The 26574-nt window shown below is 63.0% G+C and carries 15 protein-coding genes and 1 pseudogene; 9 read left to right on the top strand and 7 right to left on the bottom strand.

Features of this window, described 5'->3' with window-relative positions:
- The first annotated feature begins 6 nt into the window (after positions 1–6).
- The 3 genes from LRS56_04510 to LRS56_04500 are packed head-to-tail and all read left to right on the top strand — an operon-like array spanning position 7 to position 4864.
- On the top strand, positions 7–402 hold the full coding sequence (locus tag LRS56_04510; GenBank protein ID WDU65690.1) for a hypothetical protein: 396 nt from the start codon (positions 7–9) through the stop codon (positions 400–402).
- Positions 399–4406: a toxin gene (locus tag LRS56_04505; GenBank protein ID WDU63802.1), complete on the top strand. Its 4008-nt coding sequence runs from the start codon at positions 399–401 to the stop codon at positions 4404–4406. Before LRS56_04510 ends, LRS56_04505 begins: the two co-directional genes overlap by 4 nt.
- A gap of 41 nt (positions 4407–4447) precedes the next feature.
- Positions 4448–4864 carry a hypothetical protein gene (locus tag LRS56_04500; protein ID WDU63801.1) on the top strand — a complete coding sequence of 139 codons (417 nt, stop codon included), beginning with the start codon at positions 4448–4450 and terminating at the stop codon, positions 4862–4864.
- A gap of 25 nt (positions 4865–4889) precedes the next feature.
- Here the strand turns inward: LRS56_04500 and LRS56_04495 are convergent, their stop codons facing one another.
- The 3 genes from LRS56_04495 to LRS56_04485 form a co-directional block, all read right to left on the bottom strand.
- A complete protein-coding gene (locus tag LRS56_04495; GenBank protein ID WDU63800.1) occupies positions 4890–7607 on the bottom strand; it encodes a sugar-binding protein in 2718 nt (905 codons plus the stop codon).
- A gap of 124 nt (positions 7608–7731) precedes the next feature.
- On the bottom strand, positions 7732–8025 hold the full coding sequence (locus LRS56_04490) for a BolA family transcriptional regulator (protein ID WDU63799.1): 294 nt from the start codon (positions 8023–8025) through the stop codon (positions 7732–7734).
- 6 nt (positions 8026–8031) lie between these two features.
- Positions 8032–8550, bottom strand: coding sequence for a DUF2059 domain-containing protein (locus LRS56_04485; protein ID WDU63798.1), 519 nt, complete (start codon positions 8548–8550; stop codon positions 8032–8034).
- Between the two features lie 181 nt (positions 8551–8731).
- Between LRS56_04485 and LRS56_04480 the strand changes: the two genes are divergently transcribed.
- Positions 8732–10120 (top strand): class II fumarate hydratase, encoded by a 1389-nt coding sequence (locus LRS56_04480; protein WDU63797.1) that lies wholly within the window; start codon positions 8732–8734, stop codon positions 10118–10120.
- Here the strand turns inward: LRS56_04480 and LRS56_04475 are convergent.
- From LRS56_04475 to pap, 3 genes and pseudogenes are all read right to left on the bottom strand, one after another.
- Entirely contained in the window at positions 10117–11073 is a 957-nt protein-coding gene (locus LRS56_04475; GenBank protein WDU63796.1) for a DMT family transporter, read from the bottom strand. The two genes, LRS56_04480 and LRS56_04475, sit on opposite strands and share 4 nt — an antisense overlap.
- A 194-nt stretch (positions 11074–11267) precedes the next feature.
- The gene (locus LRS56_04470) at positions 11268–12452 is read right to left on the bottom strand and encodes a thiolase family protein (protein ID WDU63795.1); all 1185 of its coding nucleotides are present in this window, start codon (positions 12450–12452) and stop codon (positions 11268–11270) included.
- Positions 12453–12708: 256 nt separating this feature from the next.
- Positions 12709–14222, bottom strand: a pseudogene (gene pap, locus LRS56_04465) (polyphosphate:AMP phosphotransferase).
- Positions 14223–14363: 141 nt separating this feature from the next.
- On the opposite strand from pap, the gene mnmC reads away from it, so the two are divergent.
- Positions 14364–16343, top strand: a complete 1980-nt coding sequence (mnmC, locus tag LRS56_04460) for a bifunctional tRNA (5-methylaminomethyl-2-thiouridine)(34)-methyltransferase MnmD/FAD-dependent 5-carboxymethylaminomethyl-2-thiouridine(34) oxidoreductase MnmC (GenBank protein WDU63794.1) — start codon at positions 14364–14366, stop codon at positions 16341–16343.
- Here mnmC and LRS56_04455 read toward each other — a convergent pair.
- On the bottom strand, positions 16340–21133 hold the full coding sequence (locus LRS56_04455) for an NEL-type E3 ubiquitin ligase domain-containing protein (GenBank protein WDU63793.1): 4794 nt from the start codon (positions 21131–21133) through the stop codon (positions 16340–16342). The genes mnmC and LRS56_04455 overlap by 4 nt on opposite strands.
- Positions 21134–21375: 242 nt before the next feature.
- On the opposite strand from LRS56_04455, the gene LRS56_04450 reads away from it, so the two are divergent.
- The 4 genes from LRS56_04450 (at position 21376) to LRS56_04435 (ending at position 26574) form a co-directional block, all read left to right on the top strand.
- Positions 21376–23148 carry an N-acetylglutaminylglutamine amidotransferase gene (locus LRS56_04450; protein ID WDU63792.1) on the top strand — a complete coding sequence of 591 codons (1773 nt, stop codon included), beginning with the start codon at positions 21376–21378 and terminating at the stop codon, positions 23146–23148.
- A gap of 3 nt (positions 23149–23151) precedes the next feature.
- A complete protein-coding gene (gene ngg / locus LRS56_04445) occupies positions 23152–24900 on the top strand; it encodes an N-acetylglutaminylglutamine synthetase (GenBank protein ID WDU63791.1) in 1749 nt (582 codons plus the stop codon).
- A 202-nt stretch (positions 24901–25102) separates the two neighbouring features.
- Positions 25103–26287 (top strand): osmoprotectant NAGGN system M42 family peptidase, encoded by a 1185-nt coding sequence (locus LRS56_04440; GenBank protein WDU63790.1) that lies wholly within the window; start codon positions 25103–25105, stop codon positions 26285–26287.
- Positions 26288–26346: 59 nt separating this feature from the next.
- Positions 26347–26574 carry a YheU family protein gene (locus tag LRS56_04435; protein ID WDU63789.1) on the top strand — a complete coding sequence of 76 codons (228 nt, stop codon included), beginning with the start codon at positions 26347–26349 and terminating at the stop codon, positions 26572–26574.

The raw sequence follows: 26574 nt of genomic DNA, 5'->3' as shown, positions 1-26574 counted from the left end.
AAAGCCCTGTTCGACCAGGACTACCCCGGCCAGGTGCTCCGGCGCATCAAAAGCATCAGCCTGTCTCTGCCGGCGACACTCGGCCCCTATGAAGACGTGAGGGCAATTCTGACCCAGACCAGCAACCAGATCGAACTGCCCACCGGCGCGGCACCCAAGGACATCCGGGCAAACCAGCAAATCGCCCTCTCCACCGGCCTGGATGACAATGGCCTGTTCACACTGATGTTCGAGGGTAATGACCGCTACCTGCCCTTCGAGTACACCGGTGCGATTTCCGATTGGAACCTGGCGTTCCCCGAACCGGCCCGGCAAAAAGCTTTGCTCGAATCGATCAACGATATCGTTATCCATGTGCGCTACACCGCCAGGGCCGCAGCGGCCAGCGGTGGCCGTCAATGAACCGCGCCCAGGACAACTCGCCGATCAATGCCCCCGCGCTGCCAGAGGACGGCACGTCGATTCAAGGCAGCGGCAAGGATTGGGGCGATGTCGGCTTCAACGGCGGTGCCGCGCTGGAGTTCCCCCTGCCCGTCTCGCCCGCACGCGGTTTCACCCCCGCCATGACGTTGGTGTATCACAGCGCCGCCGGCAACAGCCCCTTCGGCCAGGGCTGGACGGTGCCTGTAGACACGATCAGCCGACGCACCTCCCATGGCGTACCGGCCTATACCGCCGACGACCGCTTTATTGGCCCGGATGGGCAGTTGCTGTTACCCGACGGACCTGCTCGCTTGGCGCCAGGCACGGACTACTCCGTGACACGCTACCAGCCCAGGGTCGAACGTGATTTCGATCGGCTGGAGCGCTGGCAATCAGCAACCGACCCCAGCGGGTTCTGGCGGGTTCATGCGGCCGACGGCAGCCAGCACCTGTATGGCAAAACCAGCGCCGCGCGGATCGCCGACCCGGACCAGCCACACCACATCGCGCAGTGGCTGTTGCAGGAGAGCCTGAGTGCCCGTGGCGAGCACATTTACTATCACTACGAACCGGAAACCGAGACGGCCCGCTACCCACGGGACTGCCGCGCCCAACGCTACCTGATTAAGGTCTGCTACGGGCATTTCAGCGCCAGGACCGAGGAGCGCCTGTACCTGCTGGACACCGATGATGCCTTAGCCAAAGGCTGGCACTTCCAGTTGCTGTTCGATTATGGGCAACGCACCACGGCCCTCGACCAGGTGCCACCCTACGCCACGCAAACCCCCTGGCCCCTGCGCGAGGACGCGTTTTCCAGCTTCGCCGACGGCTTTGAACGACGCACCTTGCGCCTGTGTCGACAGGTGTTGTTGTTCCACCACTTTCCCGGCGAGCCGCAGATGGGCAACTCGCCGGTGCTGGTCAGGCGTGTGGTGCTGGAACACCACCGCGCACGCAACGGCCTGAACCTGCTGCACGCCATCCACGAACAAGCCATCGACGCCCAGGGCACGATCAGCAGCCTGCCCCCTCAGGAATGCCTTTATCAAAATGCCAGCCTGAAGCTTGAGCCCGCGCGATTTCAACGCCTGGTCGACTTCCCCGGCCTGAACGACGGCCAGCGTTATCACGTGGTCGACCTCTATGGCGAAGGGCTGCCGGGGCTGCTTTATCGCTCCGACAAGGCCTGGTACTACCGGGAACCGCAGCGCGCTGAACCCGGCACCGCAGATGAGGTGAGCTACGCAGCGGCCCAGGAAATCCCCGCCGTCCCCATGGCCGACAGCGCCCATCAGATGCACCAGCAACTGGCCGATGTAACCGGTAATGGGCGCATTGACTGGGTGGTTGGCCGACCAGGCCTCATTGGTTTTTTCAGCTTGAGCACGCAGTTGAAATGGTCCGGGTTCGTCCCGTTCGACGCGCTCCCCATGGAGTACTTCCACCCCGACGCGGTCTTTGGCGACCTGATGGGTGGCGGTTTCAACGACCTGGCGCTGGTAGGGCCGCGTAGCGTGCGCTTGTATGCCAACCGCCAGCAGGCCGGGTTCGCCCCCGGTGTCGATATCCCCCATACACCCGCCGACGACACGCTGCCGACCCTGTCCCACTCACCCCATGAATGGGTCGGTTTCAGTGATGTGCTTGGCAGTGGCCAGCAACATCTGGTGCGCATCCGCCATAACCAGCTCATGTGCTGGCCCAACCTGGGACGAGGCCGATTCGGCAAAGGTTTCGTGATGGCTGACCTGCCCTTCAACCCAGCCACATTCGACGCCACCCACATACGCCTGGCAGACCTGGACGGCATTGGCGGCGCCGACCTGCTGTACCTGATGCCGGGGGAGTTGCAGGTATTGCGCAACCTCGCCGGCAACCGCTTCGACCCCACGCCCCAAGTGCTGGCCTGGCCGGACGGCGTGCGGCATGACGCACTCTGCCAGATCAGCCTGGCTGACCTGAACGGCCTGGGCTGCCCCAGCCTGATCGTCAGCGTCCTGTACGAGCACCCCCGCCATTGGCGCTACGACTTTTTCGACGAGCGGCCCAGCCTGCTCATCTACACCACCAACAACCTCGGAACCCAGTCAAAAGTGCGCTACCGCAGCAGCGCCCAGGAGTGGCTGGATGAGAAAAAACAGCGGCGGGCCCAAGGCAGGCCCGCCATCAGCCAGTCGCCGCTGGCCATCCCGCTGGTGTGCCACCAGACTCGCCACGACGAGATAAACAACAGCACCCTGACCCGGCATTTCAGCTACCGGCAGGCGTATTACAACGCCACCGAACGCGCGTTCCAGGGCTTCGGCCTGATCCTTCAGAGCGAGACCGAGCGCGCGCCCGGCGACGCAGCTGACAGTGCTGGCACCTTGAGCAAACGCTGGTTTCATACCGGCCAGGCACTCGATATGCCAACCGAGGGCTACAGCCTGCATGACCCAGAGGCACCCCGCCTGGGTAAAACCCTGATGTGCCGACACCACGCCCCCGCACAACCGCAGCCCACCGACCACGCCGATGTGCCGCTGCCCGCCCCCAGCCCGCAAACTCTGCGGGATGCGGCCTACGCGCTCAAAGGCGCGTTGTTGCGCCACGAAGTTTTCGCCGGCGACACGGCGCAAGGCGTGCCGTTTTCCGTGCAGCAACATCGCTACCTGGTACGCCAGCTGGTCGCCGCGTCCGACTCACAGCCCTGGGCACGCATGCTGGTAGTGCCGGTGGAAACCATCGACTACCGGTATGAACAGGTGCCCGACGACCCCGTGGCCACCCATCAACTCAACCTGCGCTGGGATGGGTTTGGCCGCCTGGTCCATAGCGTCACCTTGCACCTGGCACGCCGCAAGGCCGCCAGCGATGCCCCGCCGGCTGCACTGGTCGATCCCTATCAACAACAGTGGTGGCGCGACAGCCATGACCCGGCGCAGCACACCCACTACCTGAACGAAACCCTGGCGCAGTGGACCCACCTGACGCAGGACGCGCAATGGCGCCTGGGCCTGCCTTGTCGCCAACGCGACAACGCCTGGGTCGTGCCGAAAACCGAGTTGAGTGTCACGACCATTGCCTATGAACAGTTTATCGACAAGCGCTCAGGGCCTATGGGGCCGCAAGCGCCACGCGCGCTCAGCGGGCTGTCGATCCAGTATTACCGCGAGCCGGGCCCTGCCGGCAAAACCCTGGAAGCGGGCAAGGCCACGTTGCAGGCCTTGAGCGACTACCTGGAGAGCGCCGAACTGAACGCTGAAGCCATCGAAACCTACCGGCAGATACCCCAGATGCCCGGCCAGGCGCCCTGGCAGCTCACGGCCCAATTGCAGCAGATCGGCTATCGCCCCATGACGGTGTTTTTCTCCGCCAACGTGGCCGAGCCGACACTCTGGTCCGTGCGCCGGCAGTGGCCCCGCTATCTGGATGGCAGCGGCTTTTACCAACTGCGCAGCTGGCGCCTGACCCAAGGTCTGGGCGACACCACATTGACCTATGACCCCTATGGCTGCCACATCATCGCGGTCAAACACCCCGATGGCTGCATCAGCACAACCCTGCCGGACTATCGCCTGCTGCTGCCCATTAGCCTGACCGACCCCAATGGCAGCGTGCAACAAGCCCTGTACGACGGCTTCGGGCGGCTGCTCTCCAGTCGCTACCAGGGCCGGGAGTCAGGGCAAAACACAGGCTTCGGCCCGTTGCCGGATGCCCGACAGCTGCTCGGAACGTCTGTCGAACAGGCCATCAACGCCCCCCGCCAAACCCTCGGCCAGGCCGCCAGCGCGCACCTCTACGCGCCGTTCAGTTGGATGGGCACAATCGCAACAGCGGATAGCCAGGCTGAGTGGGTGACCCGGGGTTACCTGCTACCCGGCGGGCATATCCGCGAGACTGCCCGGTTGCGCCTGAAAAAATCCCGCCAGGGGCCGATGCCTCTACCCGGCAGCTCGCCGCTCTGGTTGCCCAGGCCCATCGCGAACCGGTCCATCGCCTGACGCTGCTGGCTGATCGTTACCCCGATGACCCGGAACAGTCGGTGCGGCTGAGCCTGACCTTTTGGGATGGCTTTGGCCGACCCTTGCAACGCATGCACAACACCGAGCCGGGCGATGCCTGGCAGGTCCTGGGCAATGGCAGTTTGAGTGTCGAACGAGGGGCCATTCAATCGGTAAAGGCTAACCCGCGCTGGTGCGTCGAAGAGCGCGTCGAATACAACCACCAGAGCGCGATAACGCGTGTTTATCGGCCTTACTTCGCTAGCGCACACCGCTACATCAGCGATGTGTCGTTGCGCGACCTGGCCGACAACGACCGGCAGTTTCATGACGCGCTGGGGCGTGCGGTGCGCACGCTGACGGCCAGCGGCGCGATAAAACGCGTAAGCCATAATGGTTGGTACGGGGTCAGCCAGGATGAAAACGACACATGGGAGGAAACCACCGGCGCAGGCTGAACCCGGCGCCGGTCGGGGATTATGATCAACGCCGCGCAGTCCCTTGCGTACTGCGCGGCCGGTAACTCTTCCACGTCGCTGCCTGGGTGTCCCAAGGGGCATCCACGCGCCGCTGGCCTTGATAAAACACCACCCGGCCCGCCAATTGCGCACGGTGCCGGTAAAGCCAGCGCAGTTCGGAACCGGTGACCGAGCGTTTGGTCTTGCGAATCACGCTATTGATGTCCAGCTCATCAAGGGCGAAATGCACCATCGCGCTCTGGGAGCCAATCAGCGTAGCCAATGCCGATTTACTGCTGCGGCTGATCACCTTTTTTTGAATCTCGTTCAGCCCTTTGTCAATGAACGCCCGCGTAGTGTCGGTGAGTGAGTACTTGTTTTGCACCAGATCCCCAGCAAAACGCCTGACGAACTGCTGGTTGGTACTCGTAGACAAACAACCGGAATAACGCGCCACCATACTTTGATAGAAGTGCTGTTCTACTGCTGAAGTCTTCTGGACCAGCTCGCGTTTCAGCCGGACGTAAACCTCTTCGGTTCCGCTTGGGTCGGGCGTGATCAGGTCCTTGAAGATGTCCGGCGCCAGCTTTTGATAACTTTTGAATGCATGTGCGACGACCCCTAGCCCGGCGCTCCAGTTCGCCACGTCGGCACCAGAAAAGTACGCCGCCAGGACATCGCCCCGCGCGCTCAGTTTTGACCAGAAACTCCGGTAGCCCGCCACCACCTCGCCCAGGCCAAAAATCATGTCCCCCCGGCTGGGTTGGAACTGCTCACCAAAGGTCGTCTGCCCGCCCCCGGCATCGGTGAAACGTATGGGGTTACCGTGCACCATCGCATACAGATTCAACCCGCCTACATCGCCACCCGGGTCCGGGCTGATCCAGCGCATCAACCAGGGCGCGTAATAACGCGCACCGTAGTAATACAGGCCGGTGGCGTCGCGCTCTTTGCCCGCATAGCGGTAGCACTTGTAGTCGCCCTGGAGCGCCGACCGGTTGGCGCACCAGGCTGTGGCGCCGTAGGGGTAATAGCCTTCCTGGCTCAATAGCCGCGCCTGGTCATCGACCACCAACGCGCTGCTCTTGAGGTGGTCGAGCAGGTTGAACTGGATCTGCTCGGCGTCCATGCCGTCAGGGCGTCCCTGCTCCCATTGCAGCACCGTGACCCGGCTGCCCTCCAGGTCAATATCCAGCAGGTTGAAGCGCTGGCCACGCCGCCAGTGCATCTGCAGACCCGGCAGATAATAGGTACGTTGCAAGTGCATACCGTTGCGCCTGACCTTGAGCGCACGCGTGCCGTGGGCATCGTAGAGGTAAGCCTCGGTGTCTGCCTCGTGCGCCACCTGGGTCACGTGGGTCAACTGGTTGCGCACGTTCCAGGCCATCTGCTGGCCGCTGCCAAGGGCACGCTGGTTGCCATTGCCATCAAAGTCCTCGGCTGCTGGCAGCGCGGTACCGGACACGGCGCGGTTGCTGTGAACCGCAGCCGTCATCTGCCGGCTGTAACCGGTGCCGGTGCCCGGTGAATGACGCAGGTGCGTGAGGTTGCCACCTTCGTCGTAGGTGTAACGCTGGGTGTAATTGCGCCACAGCCCAGCGTCCGTCGCACCGAACATCAGCTGCGGCGGTGGCGCCTGGCCCGACGTGCTCGCAGCATGTTCGCGCCCGGTAGCAAGGGTGAGTTGGTACAGGCTGTCGTACTCGTAGCGACTGACCGCCTCAATGCGCGCATTGCTGTGCCACTGGGTGGGCTGGGCCTGGTCGCTGAGGCTGACGATATTGCCGACCGGGTCGTAGTCGTACACCAGGTCTTGCAATGGCTTGGCGGCTTCACCCTGGCGGTATGTCTGGATTTGCAATAAACGCCCGTTTTGCGGCACATAACGCGCGTTCCTGATCAGCCTGGTGCCCAGCCATTCGTACTCCACCTGCCCGTTGGCATTGTACTTGCGCTGATGCAACAACAGCGTGCGTGCGCCGTTCCTGGGGGTGACTGCGACCTCCTTGAGCCGACCGTGCAGCCCATAGGCCCGATGCTGGCGATTGCCCTTGGCGTCGGTATGTTCAAGCAATGCGCCCAGCGCGTCGTAGCGGCGAACAGTGGTATAGGAGGCCTTTTCCAGCAACGCATCCTGGGCTGGCACCGTCGCCGGCCAATCCACCGGGGTGGTGTCGGGGCGAAAACGCCGGGTTTGCTTGAGTTCGCGCAGGTGTATGGCGTACTCATCGAACAGCACGGTGCCCGCCGGGTCGGCATGCCGAATCAGCCGGCCGCAACGGTTCAGCGCCGCCGCTTCGGGCGAAGGGCCAGCATAGTCCAAGCGCTCGACACAACGTTCACGCGGTTCGTCGGCCGCCTGTTCAAACACCGCGACCGGCCGTTGCGAGGTGTCGTATTCATAGCGTTGGCAAGCGCTCCGGCTGTCCCAGGCCAGCAGCAACTGCCCGGTCTCGTTCATCAACATCAGGCGTCGGCCGGCATCCACGCTGTCGCGCTGCAGCGTGGCCCCGGACAGGCTGTGCACCAGGCTTTCAGAGGCCGTAGCCGGAGTGTTCAGGGCATACAGGCGCGGGTCCCATTGCTGACGCAGCAAGCCGCTGGCGCCATACACTTGGCGTGTGACACGTGCCTGGGGTTCAACCTGGGCGCTGGCGCGGTGGTAGGCGACAGTGCGTACCGTCAACCCGCGCGGGTCGAACGCCACAAGAGTGGGGGTGTTTCGATGGAGTGCAGCAGACATGATCACATGACCCTGGTGACTGAATAGTCAGCAAAGCCTAGGGATCACGTCAGGGAGAAATGGGGTATCGGGTTATGCAAGCAGCCTCAACCGGCACCTGCCGGCTGAAGCCCGGGCATTGTGGTCAATGCCCGCCCGCACACGTCGGCGAAGCAGGTGCCGCGCCGATCTGCTGCCACTCTTGCGGGGTGTAGGTGTGCAGCGCCAGCGCATGAAATTCGCTCATCAGGTCACCCAGGGTGGCGTAGACCTTCTGGTGGCGCTTGACGCGGTTAAGCCCCTCGAACTGCTGGCTGACCAGCACGGCCTTGAAGTGGGTCTGCAACCCACGGCTGTGCATATGGCTTTCATCCAGCACGCTCAAATGGTCCGGGCTCAGGGCGCCGAGCGCCGTTTCAATACGCTGTTGCATGGTCATTCCTGCTTACTTCTTCTTGGCCGGTGCGGCGGCTTTGGGTGTCAGCTCGTTGGTCATGTCTTCCAACAGCTTGTTCACCACCGGCACGGCGCTTTCCAGCTTGGCCTGGGTCATCTGGGCCGATTGCTGGGTCAGTTGCGGCATTTTTTCCAGGACTTTCTTGCCCAGTGGCGACTGGTAGAACGCAACCAGGTCCTTGAGCTCGGATTCGCTGAAGTTGCTGGTGTAGAGCTTGACCATGTCCGGCTTCAGCTTCGGCCAGCCGATAGCCTGGTCCAGGGCGGCGTTGGCCTTGGCCTGGTAGCTGTCCAGCACGGACTGCTTGGCGGCAGGCGCCTTGGTCTGTTCGAAACGCTGGGCGAACATTTGCTGCACTTGCATGTACACCGGGGTACCCAGCTTGTCGGCATGGGCCAGGGTAAGGAAGGCTTCGGCACTGGCGTTGTGGCTGGCGGTATCGGCAAAAACCTGGCCGCTGGCGCAAACCAGAGCAACCGCGGTACAGATGGCACGAAGACGAGTCATCGAGTTTCCTTTTCTAGCAGGCGAGGTAAGACCCCAAGGGCGCCCATTCTGCGCCTAAAAAACCTTATGGCTCAACCCCAGGCCTTGTAACGCCAGGATTGCCCGATGAAAAGTCTTTTAGGGAACCCCCAAGGTCCATCAGGGCCTAAACTGCGCAAACGAACCTGAAGGAGTGTGCCCGATGAGCCGTATCGAAACCGACAGCCTGGGAGACGTACATGTCCCGGATGACGCTTACTGGGGCGCCCAGACCCAACGTTCGCTGGTGAATTTCGCCATTGGCGAACAGCGCATGCCCCTTGCGGTACTGCATGCCCTGGCCCTGATCAAAAAGGCCGCCGCCCGGGTCAACGACCGCAACGGCGACTTGCCCGCCGACATCGCCCGCCTGATCGAACAAGCCGCCGACGAAGTACTGGCCGGTACGCATGACGACCAGTTCCCCCTTGTGGTCTGGCAGACCGGCAGCGGTACCCAGAGCAACATGAACGCCAACGAAGTGATCGCCGGCCGCGCCAACGAGCTGTCGGGCAAGGCCCGCGGTGGCAAGAGCCCGGTGCACCCGAACGATCACGTCAACCGCTCCCAGAGTTCCAACGACTGCTTCCCCACGGCCATGAGCATTGCGGCGGTGCAGGCCGTGAACAAACAGCTGCTGCCGGCGATCACCACCCTGTCCGGCGGCCTGGCGGAACTGTCGGCACGGCACATGAAACTGGTGAAGACCGGCCGCACCCACATGATGGATGCCACGCCGATCACCTTCGGCCAGGAGCTTTCGGCGTTTATCGCCCAACTCGATTACGCCGAACGCGCGATTCGCAGCGCCCTGCCCGCCGTGTGCGAGCTGGCCCAGGGCGGCACCGCCGTCGGCACCGGGCTCAACTCGCCGCATGGTTTTGGCGAGGCAATTGCGTCCGAGCTGGCGGCGCTGTCGGGCTTGCCGTTTGTGACAGCGCCGAATAAATTCGCCGCACTCTCCGGCCATGAGCCGCTGGTGACCCTGCACGGCGCGCTGAAAACTCTGGCGGTGGCGCTGATGAAAATCGCCAACGACCTGCGCCTGCTGGGCTCGGGCCCCCGCGCCGGGCTGGCGGAAGTGAAGTTGCCGGCCAACGAGCCGGGCAGCTCCATCATGCCGGGCAAGGTCAACCCGACCCAATGCGAAGCCTTGTCGATGCTGGCCTGCCAGGTATTGGGCAATGACGTGACCATCGGCATTGCCGCAAGCCAGGGGCATTTGCAGTTGAATGTGTATAAGCCGGTGATCATCCACAACCTGCTGGAGTCGATCCGCCTGCTGGCCGACGGCTGCAACAACTTCCAGGAGCACTGCATTGCAGGCCTTGAGCCGGATGCCGAGCAAATGGCCGAGCACCTGGAGCGCGGGCTGATGCTGGTGACGGCGCTCAACCCACATATCGGCTACGACAAGTCGGCGCAGATCGCCAAAAAGGCTTACGCCGAAGGGCTGACGCTACGCCAGGCCGCGCTGGACCTGGGCTACCTCACCGACGCCGAGTTCGACCAGTGGGTGCGCCCGGAAAACATGCTCGAAGCTGGCCATTAAGACGCCATGCGTAGCCGCCGGGCCTTGAGCCCGGCGAGCAGCGAGGGCGCCAGCGCCACGGCCGCCGACCCCAGCACCACCACCAACGCCCCGAAATACCCGAGGGCGTTGATCTCTTCGGCCTGCACATAGTCCGGCCACAGCCACGCCGCCAACGCGACGGCCACAAACGTCACCAACGGTGTGAGCGCCAGGGTCGCGCTGACCCGCGACGCCTCCCAATGCGCCAGGGCTTCGGCAAACGCACCATAGGCCACCAGCGTATTCATGCAGCACCCCAGCAGCAGCCAGCCTTGCAGCGGGCTCAGTTGCAGGGCCTCCAGCGGATGCGCCCAGGGCGTGAGCAACATGGCGCACGACAGGTAGATCACCATCATCACCTGCAGCGAATTCCACACCGTCAGCAACTGTTTCTGGCCCAGGGCGTAGAACACCCAGATAGTGGTGGCGAGCAAAACCGTGAGCACACCGGCGGTGTAGGTGCCGAGCGAGGTCAGCAGCTCCGTCAGGCGCTGATTGAAAAACAGCCCGAAGCCGATAATCAACACCACCAGGCCCACGCCCTGCCCCAGGCTGAAACGCTCCTTGAACACCAACACGCTGGCGATCATCAGGAAGATCGGCCCCATCTGCACCACCAGCTGTGCGGTGCCGGGGCTCAGCAGTTTCAGGCCCACCAGGTACAACACGTAGTTGCCCACCAGCCCGCACACGGCCATCGCCACCAACCAGGCGCCCTTGGGTCCGAGCACTTTAAGGCTGGGCAGACGTCGGGTGGCGGCCAGGTAAACGAACAGGCAACTGCCGGCCACCGTCAGGCGAAACCAGGTAACGGTCACCGGGTCCATCACCTGCAGTACCTGTTTGAGTTTGACCGGAAGAATGCCCCACAGAAACGCGGCCAGCAGGGTCAAGACAAAGCCATAGACCCAGCGGCCGGAAGAGATGTGCATGAGTGCCCCGAATGCCTGAGGAAGTGGAGGCAGCATTCTAGGGTCAAGCGAACGGATTGGGCTATGCCGCAATTCAACTGTGGGAGCGGGCTTGCTCGCGAAAGCGGCGGGTCAGCCATGCATGTGTTGACTGACACTCAGCTTTCGCGAGCAAGCCCGCTCCCACATTGTTGACCCGGTTTCTTCAGTGATAACTAGCGCACGGCTTCGAACAGACCGGTGGCGCCCATGCCCCCGCCGACACACATGGTGACGATGCCATACCGCAGATTGCGCCGCTGCAACTCCCGCACCAGATGCCCCACCTGCCGCGAGCCGGTCATGCCGAACGGGTGGCCGATGGAAATCGAACCGCCGTTGACGTTGTACCTGGCGTTGTCGATTTCCAAGCGATTACGCGCATACAGGCACTGGGAGGCGAACGCCTCGTTGAGTTCCCACAGGTCAATATCCGCCACCTGCAAGCCCCGCGCCTTGAGCAGCTTGGGCACCGAGAACACCGGGCCGATGCCCATCTCGTCCGGCTCGCAACCGGCCACGGTGAAGCCACGGAAAAACGCCTTGGGCTTGAGCCCCAATTCCAGGGCTTTTTCCAGGCTCATCACCAAGGTCATCGAAGCACCGTCGGACAGCTGCGACGAGTTGCCCGCCGTCACCGAACCATCTTCGGCGAATACCGGCTTCAACCCGGCAAGGCTCGCCAGCGTGGTGTCGGGGCGGTTGCAGTCATCGCGGTCCACTACGCCCTCAAGGATCTGCACCGCGCCGGTGTGCTTGTCCTCGACCTTGTACTTGACCGCCATCGGCACGATTTCGTCGTCGAACAGACCATCGGCCTGAGCCTTGGCCGTACGCTGCTGGCTTTGCAGGGCGTACAGGTCCTGCTCTTCGCGGCTGACGTTGTAGCGGCGAGCGACGATTTCGGCGGTCTGGCCCATGGGGAAATAGATGCCCGGTACCTGTTCTTTAAGCAGCGGGTTGATCAGGTTGTCGGTGTTGACGCTTTTCATGGTCAGGCTGATGGACTCCACGCCACCGGCGACGATGATGTCGCTGCAGCCCGAGGCGATCTGGTTGGCCGCAATCGCAATCGCCTGCAAGCCTGAGGAGCAGAAACGGTTGAGGGTCATGCCTGCCGTGGCGGTGCCCAGTTGCGAGAGCACCGCCACGTTGCGCCCGATGTTGTAGCCCTGCGCGCCTTCATTGGAGCCGGCACCGACGATGCAATCTTCCACCGTGGCCGGGTCAATGCCGTTACGGGTCAGCAGTGCATTGACGCAATGGGCCGCCATGTCATCGGGGCGGGTCTGGTTGAACTTGCCGCGAAAGGATTTGGCCAGGCCGGTTCGCACGCTGTCGACGATCACTACTTCACGCATGGGCTACCTCGAGCTTGTGGTTGTTGGCTCGAGAATAGAGCCAGCCCTGCGCAACCGCGACGATCATTCACCCGGCGTATACAAAAACATGGCCTTTGTGGCGAGCGGGCTTGCCCGCGTTGGGGCGCGACGCGGCGCTGATCCAGTATCTGATTTTTCCAGTGATCACTCGCCGGCAGGTTTCAGGGCTGCTTCGCAGCCCAACGCGGGCAAGCCCGCTCGCCACAATAAGCCCGCTCGCCACAGGCGCTCAGCGCTATTTGTTTTTCTTCTTGTCGTGCTTGTCGGACTTGGCGAACGCTTCTTCCAGCGCCAGGTTGATGGTGCGCAATACCTTGACCCGCGCCCAGCGCTTGTCATTGGCTTCCACCAGGGTCCAGGGTGAGACTTCGGTGCTGGTGCGGTCGACCATATCGCCCACGGCGGCGCGGTAGTCGTCCCATTTTTCGCGGTTGCGCCAGTCGTCTTCGGTGATCTTGAAGCGCTTGAAGGGGATCTCCTCACGGGCCTGGAAGCGTTCCAGCTGGGTCTGTTTGTCGATCGCCAGCCAGAACTTGACCACGATCACGCCCGCGTCACGCAGTTGCTCTTCAAAGTCATTGATCTCGCCATAGGCGCGCATCCAGTCGGCCGTGGTGCAGAAGCCTTCGATGCGCTCCACCAGCACGCGGCCGTACCACGAGCGGTCGAACACGGTGAACTTGCCGCGTGCCGGGATTTTCTGCCAGAACCGCCACAGGTAAGGCTGGGCACGTTCATCCTCGGTGGGCGCGGCAATCGGCACGATGTGATACTGGCGCGGGTCCAGCGCTGCTGCCACCCGGCGGATAGCCCCCCCTTGCCCGCTGCGTCATTGCCTTCGAATACCGTCACCAGCGCGTGCTTGCGCATGCGTTTGTCGCGCATCAGGCCGGAGAAGCGTGCCTGTTCGGTGATCAACTGTTCTTCGTAGTCATCCTTGTCCAGGCTCAGGGTCATGTCGAGGCTGTTGAGCAGGCTCATCTGGTCCACCGCCGATGGCAAGGGCGCCGGGTTCATGCCGCTGGCCTTGCCCTTGGGCAGCTTCAGGGCATTTTGCAGGCCCTCGAGCAGGATCTTGCCCACCGTGAGGCTCCGGTAATGCGCGTCCACCCCTTCGATCACATGCCACGGCGCGTAGTCGCGGCTGGTGCGCCGCAGGATGCGCTCACCAAAATGCACAAACTTGTCGTAGGTCTGCGACTGCTGCCAGTCCAGCGGGCTGATGCGCCAGCTGTGCAACGGGTCGTCGGCCAGGGCCTTGAGCCGCGCCTTCATTTGCTTTTTGGAAAGGTGGAACCAGAACTTGAAGATCAGCGCGCCTTCGTCGCAGAGCATTTTCTCCAGGCGCTCGGCCCCGGCGATCGCCTGGTCCAGGCGTGCGTCCTTGATCTGCCCATGAACCCGGCTTTGCAGCATCTGGCTGTACCAGTTACCGAAAAAAATCCCCATGCGGCCCTTGGCGGGCAGTTGGCGCCAGTAGCGCCAGGCGGGTGGGCGGGCCAGTTCTTCGTCGGTCTGCTGGTCGAAGGTGCGCACCTCGATCAGGCGCGGGTCCATCCATTCATTCAGCAGCTTGACGGTTTCGCCCTTGCCGGCGCCTTCGATGCCGTTGATCAGGATAATCACCGGGAAGCGCTTTTGCTGTTGCAGCTCGTACTGTACCTCCAGCAAGGCTTCGCGCAGCGCCGGCACTTCGGCTTCATAGGTGTCTTTGTCGATGGCGTGACCAATTTCGGCAGATTCGAACATGGGCGGCTCCGTTCCAGAATTCAGCAAGACTAGCGGATTGGGCAACAAGACGCGGGAGGAAATTCCCGCCTTGCTTGCCATGGGTCAATTCAATGTGGGTTGATCGGCTAGAATGGCCGCCTAGTCTTTGCCGAGTCGCCCATGAACCCCATCACCCACGCCCAGCTCGACTGGGATGAACAAGGTCGCCCGCACTCGCGGGTCTTCGACGATGTGTACTTCTCCGACCAGTCGGGCCTTGAAGAAACCCGCTACGTGTTCCTTGAGCAGAACCGCTTGCAGGAGCGTTTTGCCGCACTGGCTGACGGCGGGCGGTTGGTGATTGGCGAAACCGGCTTCGGCACCGGGCTGAATTTCCTGTGTGCCTGGCAGCTGTTCGAGCAACACGCGGTACCGGGCGCACGCTTGCATTTTGTCAGCGTCGAAAAGTACCCGCTGAGCCAGCCCGACCTGCAACGCGCCCTCGCCCTCTGGCCGCAGCTGCAACCCTTTGCCGATCAGTTGCTGGCGCAATACATCGCCATCCACTCAGGCTTTCAGCGCCTGATCCTGGATAACGGCCGCGTGACCCTGACCCTGTTGATCGGCGATGCCCTTGAGCAACTGCCGCAACTGGACGCGCAGATTGACGCGTGGTTCCTCGACGGCTTCGCCCCGGCGAAAAACCCCGAGATGTGGACCGCCGAGCTGTTCGCCGAGCTGGCGCGGCTGGCCGCGCCGGGCTCGACCATCAGCACCTTTACCAGCACCGGCTGGGTGCGCCGGCTGATCAATGCCGCCGGGTTCAAGATGAAGCGCACGCCAGGCATCGGCCACAAGTGGGAAATCCTGCGCGGCGAGTTTCTCGGCTGGCCCGATGCAGCCCCGCCGCCACAGCTCATCAAACCCTGGTTCGCCCGCCCTGCTGCGCTGGCGGGTGAGCGCCGCGCACTGGTGATCGGCGGTGGCCTGGCCGGTTGCGCCACGGCGGCCAGCCTGGCGGCGCGGGGCTGGCACGTCAGTGTGCTGGAACGTCACGCAGGCTTGGCGCGAGAAGCGTCGGGCAATCCGCAGGGGGTGCTGTACCTCAAACTCTCGGCACACGGCACGGCGCTGTCGCAGATGATTGTCAGTGGTTTCGGCCATACCCGCCGACTGCTGGAGCACCTGCAACGCGGGGTGGATTGGGATGGCTGCGGCGTGTTGCAACTGAGCTTCAACGCCAAGGAAGCCGAGCGCCAGGCGCAACTGGCCCAAGCGTTTGCGCCGGGCCTGCTGCACCTGCTGGATCAGGCACAGGCCCAGGCGCGTGCCGGCGTGGCCCTCGAACATGGCGGGCTGTTTTTCCCCGAAGGCGGCTGGGTGCACCCGCCCGCGTTGTGCGAATGGCAAGCCCGCCAGCCAGGCATCGAGGTGCTCACCCATCGCGAGGTGCTGGACTTGCGCAAGGCCGACGGCGAGTGGCAGGCGTGGGACGGCGACAACTTGCTGGCGAGCGCCCCCGTGGTAGTGCTGGCCGGCGCCGCCGAGGTCAAACGCTTTGCGCCGAGTGCCGAGTTGCCCCTCAAGCGCATTCGCGGGCAGATCACCCGTTTGCCGCAGACCGAGGCGAGCCAGGCGCTGGCCACCGTGGTGTGTGCCGAGGGCTATATGGCACCGGCGCGTCTGGGCGAGCACACCCTCGGCGCCAGCTTCGACTTCAAGAACGATGACCTCACGCCCACCGTTGCCGAACATGCTGGCAACCTGTCGATGCTGCAGGAAATCTCCCCCGACCTGGCACAGCGCCTGGGCGCCGCGCAACGGGCCCCCGAACACCTCGAAGGCCGGGCGGCGTTTCGCTGCACCAGCCCGGACTACCTGCCCATCGTCGGGCCCCTGGCAGACTCGCAGCAGTTCACCGAGGCTTACGGCGTGCTGAGCAAAGACGCACGCCAAGTGCCGGACACCCCGTGCCCGTGGATCGACGGCCTGTACGTCAACAGCGGCCACGGCTCTCGCGGGCTGATCACCGCACCGTTATCCGGGGAGTTGCTGGCGGCCTGGCTGGATAACGAACCTTTGCCATTGCCCAGAAGCGTGGCCGAAGCCTGCCACCCGAACCGCTTTGCCGTGCGCGGGTTGATACGCGCCAAGGGCTAGAGTGGGCACGGGCCTGCCTGGAGGTTATCAGCCTCCTCCAGCGCCTTGCGGGTCAAGCGATCCACCAACTGCTCACGGGCTTGATGGTGGTCGTTCTGCACTTTGAGCGCCTGGGAGAGGTAGGTGCTGCTGGTCACATCCAGGGCTTTGAGTTGCGTGTCGTACACCTGGCCGACGCGGCTGAACTCCGCGGAATGTTGACGTTTGAGGTATTCCAGCCAGAATCCCTGGCGCGTCATAAAGCGCAACAGATCCGAGGTCATCTCGCGCGAGGTGACCTGAGCCAACGCGTCCGTCAGATCCTCTTGGGTCACGCCGCCCACCTCGCGGTAGGCAATCGTTTCCGGCTGCCCCGGCAAATCCAGGGCCTTGGCCAGCCCGCTGCGATACACCAGGCGCACGGCCAATTGGTCGGCGAGGTTTTTGCGTCGGCTGAAGATATCGGAAATGCTGTCGAGCTGCTCCAGGCGAAACAGACCGCGCCCTAATTTCTTCAACGTTGCGACACTTGGCCGGCTGGCGCCGGCCTCTTTCATGGCCTTGTTGAGCATCACCGTGACTTCCATCTCGCTGAAGCTGTAAGCGGCCGCGTCTACACAATTGGGCTCGCCCCTGGCCAGATTGAACAGCAACTCGCGCAGTTCACGATTGTCGGCAGCCGCATCGATCACCTGCCACACCCGACGCACCAGGTCAGCCCGTACTTGCTTGTATTGCGGGGTATTGACCAGTTGGCGCAGTACCGCAAAAAAGTCCTCGGACTGCCAATCGTCCTTTAACAGTTCCCAGGCTGCCTCACGTGCGCGGTACGCATCGGCAGTCTTGCCTTCCAGCCACGCTTGCCGGGAGCGCTGCTCGCTCAACAACGCAATGTCGTCGTCCTGCAAGCCCATGCCCACGCCGGTGCGGCGCCGGTATTCGTCCAGGTTCAGACGGCTCTGGTGCGAAACCGGGTTGAGCCGCAGGTTGATTTTCTCGGTCACCGCCACCGGCGCGGTAAACAGTTCCGAGGGCAGTTCGACGATGTCGTTTTCCCGCAGGTTGGCGTCCTCCAGGTGCAAGCGTGTGAGCAAGCCCTCGGGCAACTCCCGGGCGCGGGTGTTGCGCAGGTTCAGGGACTGCAACTGGTCCATCTGCTTGACCGACGGGGTTTCGCCCAAGGGGTTGCTGCTCAGGTCCAGAGCACGCAGACCGCTCATGGCTTGCAGTTTTTTGGTGGTCGCGTCGGTGAGATTAAGGCTGTTTTGCGCCAGGCTCAGGCGCTGCAGCGAGGGCATATGGGACAACACTTCCGGCAGCCACGTGAGCTGGTTTTTGTCCAACTCCAGTGAGCGCAGGCCCTTGAACGCCTTGAGGAAGTAGGCGACGTCGTTATCCAGCGCCATGTTTTTCAGCGACAGGCGTTGCACATGCCCGAAGTCGATATCGATGGGCAAAGCCGGCAACTTGCCAACCCGCATGCCGTCCAGGCTCAAGCCATATACCTGAGCGCGGGTTTCATCGGGCAAGCGAATCTGGTGGCGCCACGCACTGCGCAGACGGTCGGCAACCTGGCGCCGACTGAGCTGATAATCGTCCAAACGCCCCGGGAGTTTTCGCATGTCGTCGTCTTGCTGCATCCAGGCCCTGAGCACCCCATCGAGCCTGGCCAGTTGCTGCTCGCGCTGGCGCACCGCAGTGGCCCGTGACGGGTCGTCGACGCCCAGGCTCATGACCGTTTCACGGGCCTGGCTCTCGCTGAAAAACGGGTACAGGTTTGTGATCTTGCGCATCATCCCGCGCTGTGCACGCGTCGGTTCCGCTGGCGGCGGAGCGTCGATGACCTGGCAGGCGGAGGTCAGCGCCACGCGCTCTTCGGGGATTTTGGCACGCTCCGCCACGGCACGATCAAGCAGGTGATAGCGCAACCTTTGCGCGTCTGATGCGGCACTGCCACTGATGTCCAGCCCGGTTCGCATCTCCACGGGGAGCGTCTGCAAGGTCGCACGATAGAACGCCTGCGGGCCGCTGAACTGCTCGCCCAGGGAACGCCCGTCGGCTTCAAACGCCTGATAGCGCTCGCCGGTCTTGACCACCACCCGGGTCTGGGCGGCAGACGAATCACCGATACGCTCCAGTACAGCCCCGCTGGCCGAAGTCTCGCGCAGTTGCAATTGCAACGTGTCGGGAAAACCAGGCAAATCCTTCAGCAAACGCCAGGAAAATCGATGAGCCTGCCTATCCGCCAATTCCGCCATATGGAAACTCGCCATCAACCGCTCACGCTGTACCTGCGCGACGGCCTCGCGGGCCGCCTGCCCGAGAGACAACGGTACCCGGCGTTCATCGCGCAGGTGGATCCGGTCAATACTCGACGAGCTATCGATCAGCTCGGCGGCAACGTTGGCAGGCAGGCCCGGCACAGTCTCGACCAGGCGCGACTGCTCTGCGCCTACCGGCTGGTCGTAGTCGGCGTACAACTTCTGGAACAAGGGTTTGCGATCGATCTTCAAGGTATGCGCCAGACGCCTTGCCAATGCCTCGGCGTCTGTTTCACCCGCCCGCACCGGCGTGTCGCCCAGCAGCGTGTCCAGCTCGGCTCGGTACAGCCCATCTGTCACGCCTAACAGCACCTCGCCTTCTTCCATCTGATCGCGGCTGATCACCACGCTCAGCTCGTCATCGGTCCGAGCGTTCGAGGGGTACTTGGTCGAGGCGTTACCCTCGGCAGGGAGCACCTCAAGATAACGACCGCTGGGCCACTCGGGCATCAGCGGCAAAGCCTCCAACTGCAAGGCAATATCCTCGGCCGTGTAGGGCTGGCGCTGTTCGAGGCGGGCGATCAAATCCGTGATCTTCTGATTCAGGGCGAACCGCTGAATGCTGTCGACAAGGCTCGCCGGCAGCTTGAGATTACCCTCGGCCCAGCGCTGCACCTGCGGCAGTTGCACATCACTGGCCTGACAGATCTGCTCCAGGCGGGTGTCGCTCAAGGCGACCAGTCGCGGGTCCAGGCGCTGCAGGGCATAGCGTGTATTGCTCCACTCCTGCGGGCGCTCGTGTTGCCCTCGCCAGCCTCCCGCGCCATTGTGCAACACCGGCGGCGCGTGGGCATCCGGGCGACGCGGGTGACGAATACGCCATTGCCCCAGAGACGCGTCAAAACGCAGCGCGTGGCCACGCCCGTCGATTCGGACCCCAGGCCGACCGTCGCTCCAATACACACCCTGAGCATCGGGCTCGCTGGCGGTCAATGGCTGCTCATAAGGCTTGAGACTTGTACGCCACAAGCGACGCGTGCCATCGCTTGCGTCAACCGCCTCGAAGTTGTCGATAAGCTCCAGATTGTCTCGCGCAACCCGGCGCAAGCTGCCAACCACCTTGCCGCCTGCCACAAACGCGGCCATCGAGGCCACACTTTCCAGCACATTGCGCAGGTGCGCGAATGCCGCGCTGCGGTCCTCGTGGCGCCAATCCTGCACGCCCTCGTAGATTTCACCGAGCATCTGCCCTATCGCCACGCCGAGCATCAGTTGGCCTATGACCGGCACAAAAAAACCGGCGAGGTTCAACAGGTCCAGGCCCCATGACTCATAGTCGCGCCAACGCTGCTCGCGCACCGCCTGGTCAAAGTCCGCAGTGGGAACTGCCAGCACGCGGCTGTCTTTTTGCAGCTTGCCGATCAGGCTGTTGAAGAAAAACTGGAACAACCCGACGTCGATCGCTATTGGCTTGATCAACCCCAGGGATCTGCCCACCGAGAACCGCTTGAAAAAATCCCCGCGAGCCTCTTCATCGAGGTAACGCACGAAAAAATCGGCATAGCTTTTTACCTGTAGCTTTAACGTCAGGTAGGTCTGAAACGCGGCAAACGTGGGGTATTCAAAAATCGGTCGATAAGGCTCTCCCGGCATATAAACGATGCAGCGGGTTTGGGGATTGATATCAATGGCTTCCTGGGAGAACACCACGATGCCCCACAAACAACTGTCGTGCACATCCAGCCCTTGCCACATCAGCGGTTTGCCGTCATAGGTTTCGGCCAGCACAGCGGCCTTGCTCAAGCTGGCACCCTGGCGGGTAAAGCTCACGAGCAGCTTGAAGGCCGGCTCGGCGATATCACCGCGCAGGTACGCGAGGTAGACATCCGTTGCCATGTCATAGACTTTGAGGTGCTTGATTTCGCCGGCATCGGCGTTGTACAGCACCTCATCAGCCAGCGGCACGGCCTGGTTGATCGCGCCGCGCAGATGCTCCTGGTAGCGACGCCCGAGGTCAAGGCTGCGGCAGTAGGTCGCGAAGGCCGTAACGCTGATCCGGCTCACGACGGTATCGGTGTCACGACGGATCTGGCTGGCGCTCGGAAAACGCCGGCCCTGAGCCTCATCCTCGGAAAAATTGAGCATCGCCGACTCGAGCAGCGTGCGGGTTTCGATCACCACTTTGGTGCTCGGAACGCCGTATGCGGTGTTACCGGTGTCAATCGCATCCCAAGGCAACCACAGATGATCGCGCTTGACGTCCAGGGTCACACCAAACTGACGCTGCAGGCCGCGGGTCAGCTCTTCGGCGCAAAACTGATCAAGGCCTTTTATACGTTGCAGGATGGCATTGACCTTGGGCTCCTGAAACCCGGCCAACTCAGACACTTTCTCCAGTTGCTCCAACAGTTCAGGTTTGGCGTCGAACAACCAGCCAGGGATCCGTTGTTGCAGCACATCGGCTTTATCCAGATCGCCGGTCAACTCCAGCAGGGTGGATGAGAGCAGTGCCGGGGGCAGTTGAGCAGGCACGGAAACGGGATCGGGCATCGGCAATATCCTTGTTGCGCAGAAGTAGACCCGCACCATAACCATCCGTCGCACGTCGCCTTGGGTAACTATGTGGCACACGCGTCAGCTGCGCTGCTGTTGCGTGCTGGCCCTAGCTGAAAACCCTGCTTATAACCGATCGTTCTAAAACTCCCTGGATTCACCCGTGTCAGTTTCTGGGTAGCCGCCATTTGACGCGGCGCCCCTGAACTCTCCCCAACGGAAAAACCGGTAAGGAATTTATGTGCGGATTAGCTGGCGAGTTACGCTTTGATCACCAACCTGCCGACCTGGCAGCCGTGGAACGAATCACCCATCACCTCGCCCCACGAGGCCCCGACGCATGGGGTTTCCATGCCCAAGGGCCGATTGCCCTGGGCCATCGACGCCTGAAAATCATGGACCTGTCGGACGGCTCCGCCCAACCGATGGTCGATGCCCAACTGGGGCTGTCCCTGGCCTTCAACGGCGCGATCTACAACTTCCCGGAATTACGTGAAGAGCTGGAAGCCCTCGGCTACGCCTTCTACTCCGGCGGCGACACCGAAGTGCTGCTCAAGGGCTATCACGCCTGGGGTGAGGCGCTGCTGCCCAAGCTCAACGGCATGTTCGCGTTTGCCATCTGGGAGCGTGACGCCCAGCGCCTGTTCATCGCCCGTGACCGCCTCGGTGTGAAGCCGTTGTACGTGTCGCGCACCGGCCAGCGCCTGCGTTTTGCCTCGGCGTTGCCGGCGCTGCTCAAGGGCGGCGATATCAACCCGATTCTCGACCCGGTGGCGCTTAATCATTACCTGAACTTCCACGCCGTGGTGCCCGCGCCGCGCACCTTGCTGGCGGGCATTGAAAAACTGCCGCCGGCCAGCTGGCTGCGCATCGACGCCGACGGCAACACCGAACAGAAAACCTGGTGGACCCTGCCCTACGGCCCGCATGACGACGAAAAAAACCTGAGCCTGGAAGACTGGACCGACCGCGTGCTCGACAGCACCCGCGAAGCCGTGGCGATTCGTCAACGCGCCGCCGTGGATGTCGGCGTGCTGCTCTCCGGTGGCGTCGATTCGAGCATGCTCGTGGGCCTGCTGCGGGAAGTCGGCGTGCAGGATCTGTCGACCTTCTCCATCGGCTTTGAAGACGCCGGCGGCGAGGCCGGCAATGAGTTCCAATACTCGGACCTGATCGCCAAGCACTACGGCACGCGCCATCACCAATTGCGCATCGCTGAAAGCGAGATCATCGAGCAATTGCCGGCGGCGTTCCGCGCCATGAGCGAGCCGATGGTCAGCCACGATTGCATCGCCTTCTACCTGCTGTCGCGGGAAGTGGCCAAGCATTGCAAGGTGGTGCAAAGCGGCCAGGGTGCCGACGAGCTGTTCGCCGGTTACCACTGGTACCCGCAGGTCGACGGCGCCAGCGACCCGTATGCGGCTTATCGCGAGGCGTTTTTCGACCGCAGCTACGACGACTACGCCGCCACCGTCGCACCGAAATGGCTGACCGCCAACGACGCCGCCGGTGACTTTGTGCGCGAGCATTTCGCTATGCCCGGTGCAGACGCGGCCGTAGACAAGGCCCTGCGCCTGGACAGCACGGTGATGCTGGTGGACGACCCGGTCAAACGCGTCGACAACATGACCATGGCCTGGGGCCTGGAAGCGCGCACGCCGTTCCTGGACTACCGCCTGGTGGAACTGTCGGCCCGCGTACCGGGCAAATTCAAACTGCCCGACGGCGGCAAGCAAGTGCTGAAAGAAGCCGCGCGCCGCGTCATCCCGAGCGAAGTCATCGACCGTAAAAAAGGTTACTTCCCGGTGCCCGGCCTCAAGCATCTGCATGGCGACACCCTTAACTGGGTACGCGAGCTGCTGCTGGACCCGAGCCAGGATCGTGGCCTGTTCAACCCGGCCATGCTCGACCGCTTGCTCACCGACCCGCAAGGCCAATTGACCCCGTTGCGCGGCTCCAAGCTGTGGCAACTGGCGGCGCTGAACCTGTGGCTCAGCGAACAAGGAATCTGATTGATGAAACCCCATGCAGCGGCTTACAGCCAACGCTTGCTGAAGGGCCAGGCGCCGACCTACGAGCGCCTGCAAGCCCGACTGGCCGAAGATGGCAGCCCGCTCGCTGCCGAGCCGATTGCCGTGCATTGCGGCTGGGGCCGCTTGCTGATCGGCCATACCTTTCCCGATCCCGCGAGCCTGGCCCAGGAACTGCTCAACGAACAGCCCGGCGAGCGCGATATTGCGCTGTATGTGGCCGCGCCACAGCAGATCCTCGGGATTGACCCGCAGCAGTTGTTCCTCGACCCCTCCGATACCCTGCGCCTGTGGTTCAGCGACTATCGCCCGGCCACCCGGGTGTTTCGCGGCTTCCGGATTCGCCGGGTGCAGACCGAGGCCGATTGGCTGGCGGTCAACCAGCTGTACCAGGGGCGCGGTATGTTACCGGTCGACGCCGAACGCCTCACGCCACGCCATGCAGGCGGCCCGGTGTACTGGCTGGCCGAGGATGAAGACAGCGGCGCAGTGATCGGCAGCGTGATGGGCCTTAACCATCAGAAAGCTTTTCACGACCCGGAAAACGGCTGCAGCCTGTGGTGCCTGGCGGTCGACCCGCAATGCACCCGCCCCGGCGTGGGCGAAGTGCTGGTGCGCCACTTGGTGGAGCACTTTATGAGCCGTGGGCTGAGCTACCTCGACCTGTCGGTGCTGCACGATAATCGCCAGGCCAAGAACCTCTACGCCAAGCTCGGTTTCCGTGCGCTGACCACCTTCGCGATCAAACGCAAAAACGGCATCAACCAGCCGCTGTTCCTCGGCCCCGGGCCGCAGGCGGGGTTCAATCCCTATGCGCGGATCATTGTCGAAGAAGCGCACCGACGCGGTATTGATGTGCAGGTGGATGACGCCGATGCCGGGCTGTTCACCCTCAGCCATGGCGGCCGTCGCGTGCGCTGTCGCGAATCGCTGAGCGATCTGACCAGCGCAATCAGCATGACCCTGTGCCAGGACAAAAGCCTGACCCACAAGGTGTTGAAAGGCGCCGGTTTGAAACTGCCTTCACAGCAACTGGCGGGCAGCGCCGACGACAACCTGGAGTTCCTCGACGAACACCAGCGCATCGTGGTCAAGCCGCTGGATGGCGAGCAGGGCCAGGGCGTGGCGGTGGATTTGCAGAGCATTGAAGATGTGCAACAGGCCATTGAAGCGGCGCGCCAGTTCGACAGCCGGGTGTTGCTGGAAAGCTTCCACGAGGGCCTGGACCTGCGCATTCTGGTAATTGGTTTTGAGGTGGTCGCCGCTGCGATCCGCCGCCCTGCCGAAGTGACCGGCGATGGCCAGCATTCCATCGGCGCACTGATCGAAGCCCAGAGCCGGCGCCGTCAGGCGGCTACCGACGGCGAAAGCAAAATCCCCATCGACGCAGAAACCGAGCGCACCCTGCACGCCGCCGGCTACGACTACAGCAGCATCCTGCCGCGTGGCCAGACCCTGGCCGTGCGCCGCACCGCCAACCTGCACACCGGCGGCTGCCTGGAGGACGTCACCGCGATCCTGCATCCCACGCTGGTGGACGCCGCCGTGCGTGCGGCCCGCGCCCTGGATATCCCCATGGTGGGCCTGGACCTGATGGTGCCCGCCGCCGATCAACCCGAGTATGTGTTTATCGAAGCCAATGAACGGGCCGGGCTGGCCAACCATGAACCGCAGCCGACTGCGGAGAAGTTTGTGGACCTGCTGTTTCCCCATAGCCAGCCAACTGCTCAATAACCTGTGGCCAGCGCGCATCTGTGGCCAGCAGGCTGCTGTGGCGAGCGGGCTTGCCCGCGTTGGGCTGCGAAGCGGCCCTGATCCAAGCGCTGCGTCCTGTCAGGCAGAACTCATTGACAGGTTTTGGGGCTGCTTCGCAGCCCAACGCGGGCAAGCCCGCTCGCCACAAAAGCCCATTCGCCACTATTCATCAGGAGTCTTTATGAGCCGAACCATCCCCGAACCGGACCTCAACTACCTGCAAAAAGTGCTGCTGGAAATGCTCGCCATTCCCAGCCCCACCGGGTTTACCGACACCATCGTGCGTTATGTCGCCGAGCGTCTGGAAGAACTGGGCATCCCCTTTGAAATGACCCGGCGCGGCACCATTCGCGCCACCCTCAAGGGCCAGAAAAACAGCCCCGACCGAGCGGTGTCCGCGCACCTGGACACCATCGGCGCCGCCGTGCGCGCAATCAAGGACAATGGCCGCTTGAGCCTGGCGCCGGTGGGCTGCTGGTCAAGCCGCTTTGCCGAAGGCAGCCGCGTCAGCCTGTTTACCGACAACGGCGTGATTCGTGGCAGCGTGTTGCCGCTGATGGCCTCCGGGCATGCGTTCAACACTGCCGTGGATGAAATGCCGGTGAGCTGGGACCATGTGGAGTTGCGCCTGGACGCCTATTGCGCCACGCGTGCCGACTGCGATTCCCTGGGCATCGGCATCGGCGACTACGTGGCGTTCGACCCGCTGCCCGAGTTCACCGAAAGCGGGCACATCAGCGCCCGCCACCTGGACGACAAAGCCGGCGTCGCTGCCCTGCTCGCTGCACTCAAGGCGATCATCGACAGCGGCGAGCCGTTGCTGATCGACTGCCACCCGCTGTTCACCATCACCGAAGAAACCGGCAGTGGTGCCGCAGCCGCCCTGCCCTGGGATGTGAGTGAGTTTGTCGGCATCGACATCGCCCCGGTCGCCCCCGGCCAGCATTCCAGTGAACATGCGGTGAGCGTGGCGATGCAGGATTCCGGCGGGCCGTATGACTATCACTTGTCGCGGCATCTGCTGCGCCTGGCCTCGGATAACGACCTGCCGGTACGCCGCGACCTGTTCCGTTATTACTTCAGCGACGCGCACTCGGCGGTGACCGCCGGGCATGACATCCGCACCGCGCTGCTGGCATTTGGTTGCGATGCGACCCACGGCTACGAGCGCACGCACATCGACAGCCTGGCCGCGCTGAGCCGTCTGTTGGGCGCGTACATTCTCAGCCCGCCGGTGTTCGCCAGCGACGCGCAACCGGCCCAGGGCTCACTGGACCGCTTCAGTCACCAGATCGAGCATGAAACGCAGATGGAGAGCGACACGCGTGTGCCATCGGTGGACAGCTTGGTGGGCAACAAGTCCTGAGACTGGCAACTGAACTCCCGGCGCAGTAGCATCGCCGGGATTCTCCACTTGAGGCTTATATGCTGATTCCCTACGACGCACTTGAAGTCGACACCCTGACCCGCCTCATCGAAGACTTCGTGACCCGCGACGGCACCGATAACGGCGATGAAACGCCGCTGGAAACCCGCGTATTGCGGGTGCGTCAGGCGCTGACCAAAGGTCAGGCATTGATCGTGTTCGACCCGGAAAGCGAGCAGTGCCAGTTGATGCTCAAGCACGATGTGCCCAAGCATCTGTTCGACTGA

The sequence above is a fragment of the Pseudomonas poae genome, from assembly GCA_028869255.1.
Classification (GTDB): domain Bacteria; phylum Pseudomonadota; class Gammaproteobacteria; order Pseudomonadales; family Pseudomonadaceae; genus Aquipseudomonas; species Aquipseudomonas poae_C.
This window is presented reverse-complemented; position numbering and strand designations above follow the sequence as displayed.

What these genes read in the sequence shown, in the direction of transcription:
- LRS56_04505 (WDU63802.1), top strand. Translation starts at nt 399, where the DNA reads ATGAACCGCGCCCAGGACAACTCGCCGATCAATGCCCCCGCGCTGCCA.
- LRS56_04495 (WDU63800.1), bottom strand. Translation starts at nt 7,607, where the DNA reads ATGTCTGCTGCACTCCATCGAAACACCCCCACTCTTGTGGCGTTCGAC.
- LRS56_04490 (WDU63799.1), bottom strand. Translation starts at nt 8,025, where the DNA reads ATGACCATGCAACAGCGTATTGAAACGGCGCTCGGCGCCCTGAGCCCG.
- LRS56_04485 (WDU63798.1), bottom strand. Translation starts at nt 8,550, where the DNA reads ATGACTCGTCTTCGTGCCATCTGTACCGCGGTTGCTCTGGTTTGCGCC.
- LRS56_04480 (WDU63797.1), top strand. Translation starts at nt 8,732, where the DNA reads ATGAGCCGTATCGAAACCGACAGCCTGGGAGACGTACATGTCCCGGAT.
- LRS56_04475 (WDU63796.1), bottom strand. Translation starts at nt 11,073, where the DNA reads ATGCACATCTCTTCCGGCCGCTGGGTCTATGGCTTTGTCTTGACCCTG.
- LRS56_04470 (WDU63795.1), bottom strand. Translation starts at nt 12,452, where the DNA reads ATGCGTGAAGTAGTGATCGTCGACAGCGTGCGAACCGGCCTGGCCAAA.
- mnmC (WDU63794.1), top strand. Translation starts at nt 14,364, where the DNA reads ATGAACCCCATCACCCACGCCCAGCTCGACTGGGATGAACAAGGTCGC.
- LRS56_04455 (WDU63793.1), bottom strand. Translation starts at nt 21,133, where the DNA reads ATGCCCGATCCCGTTTCCGTGCCTGCTCAACTGCCCCCGGCACTGCTC.
- LRS56_04450 (WDU63792.1), top strand. Translation starts at nt 21,376, where the DNA reads ATGTGCGGATTAGCTGGCGAGTTACGCTTTGATCACCAACCTGCCGAC.
- ngg (WDU63791.1), top strand. Translation starts at nt 23,152, where the DNA reads ATGAAACCCCATGCAGCGGCTTACAGCCAACGCTTGCTGAAGGGCCAG.
- LRS56_04440 (WDU63790.1), top strand. Translation starts at nt 25,103, where the DNA reads ATGAGCCGAACCATCCCCGAACCGGACCTCAACTACCTGCAAAAAGTG.
- LRS56_04435 (WDU63789.1), top strand. Translation starts at nt 26,347, where the DNA reads ATGCTGATTCCCTACGACGCACTTGAAGTCGACACCCTGACCCGCCTC.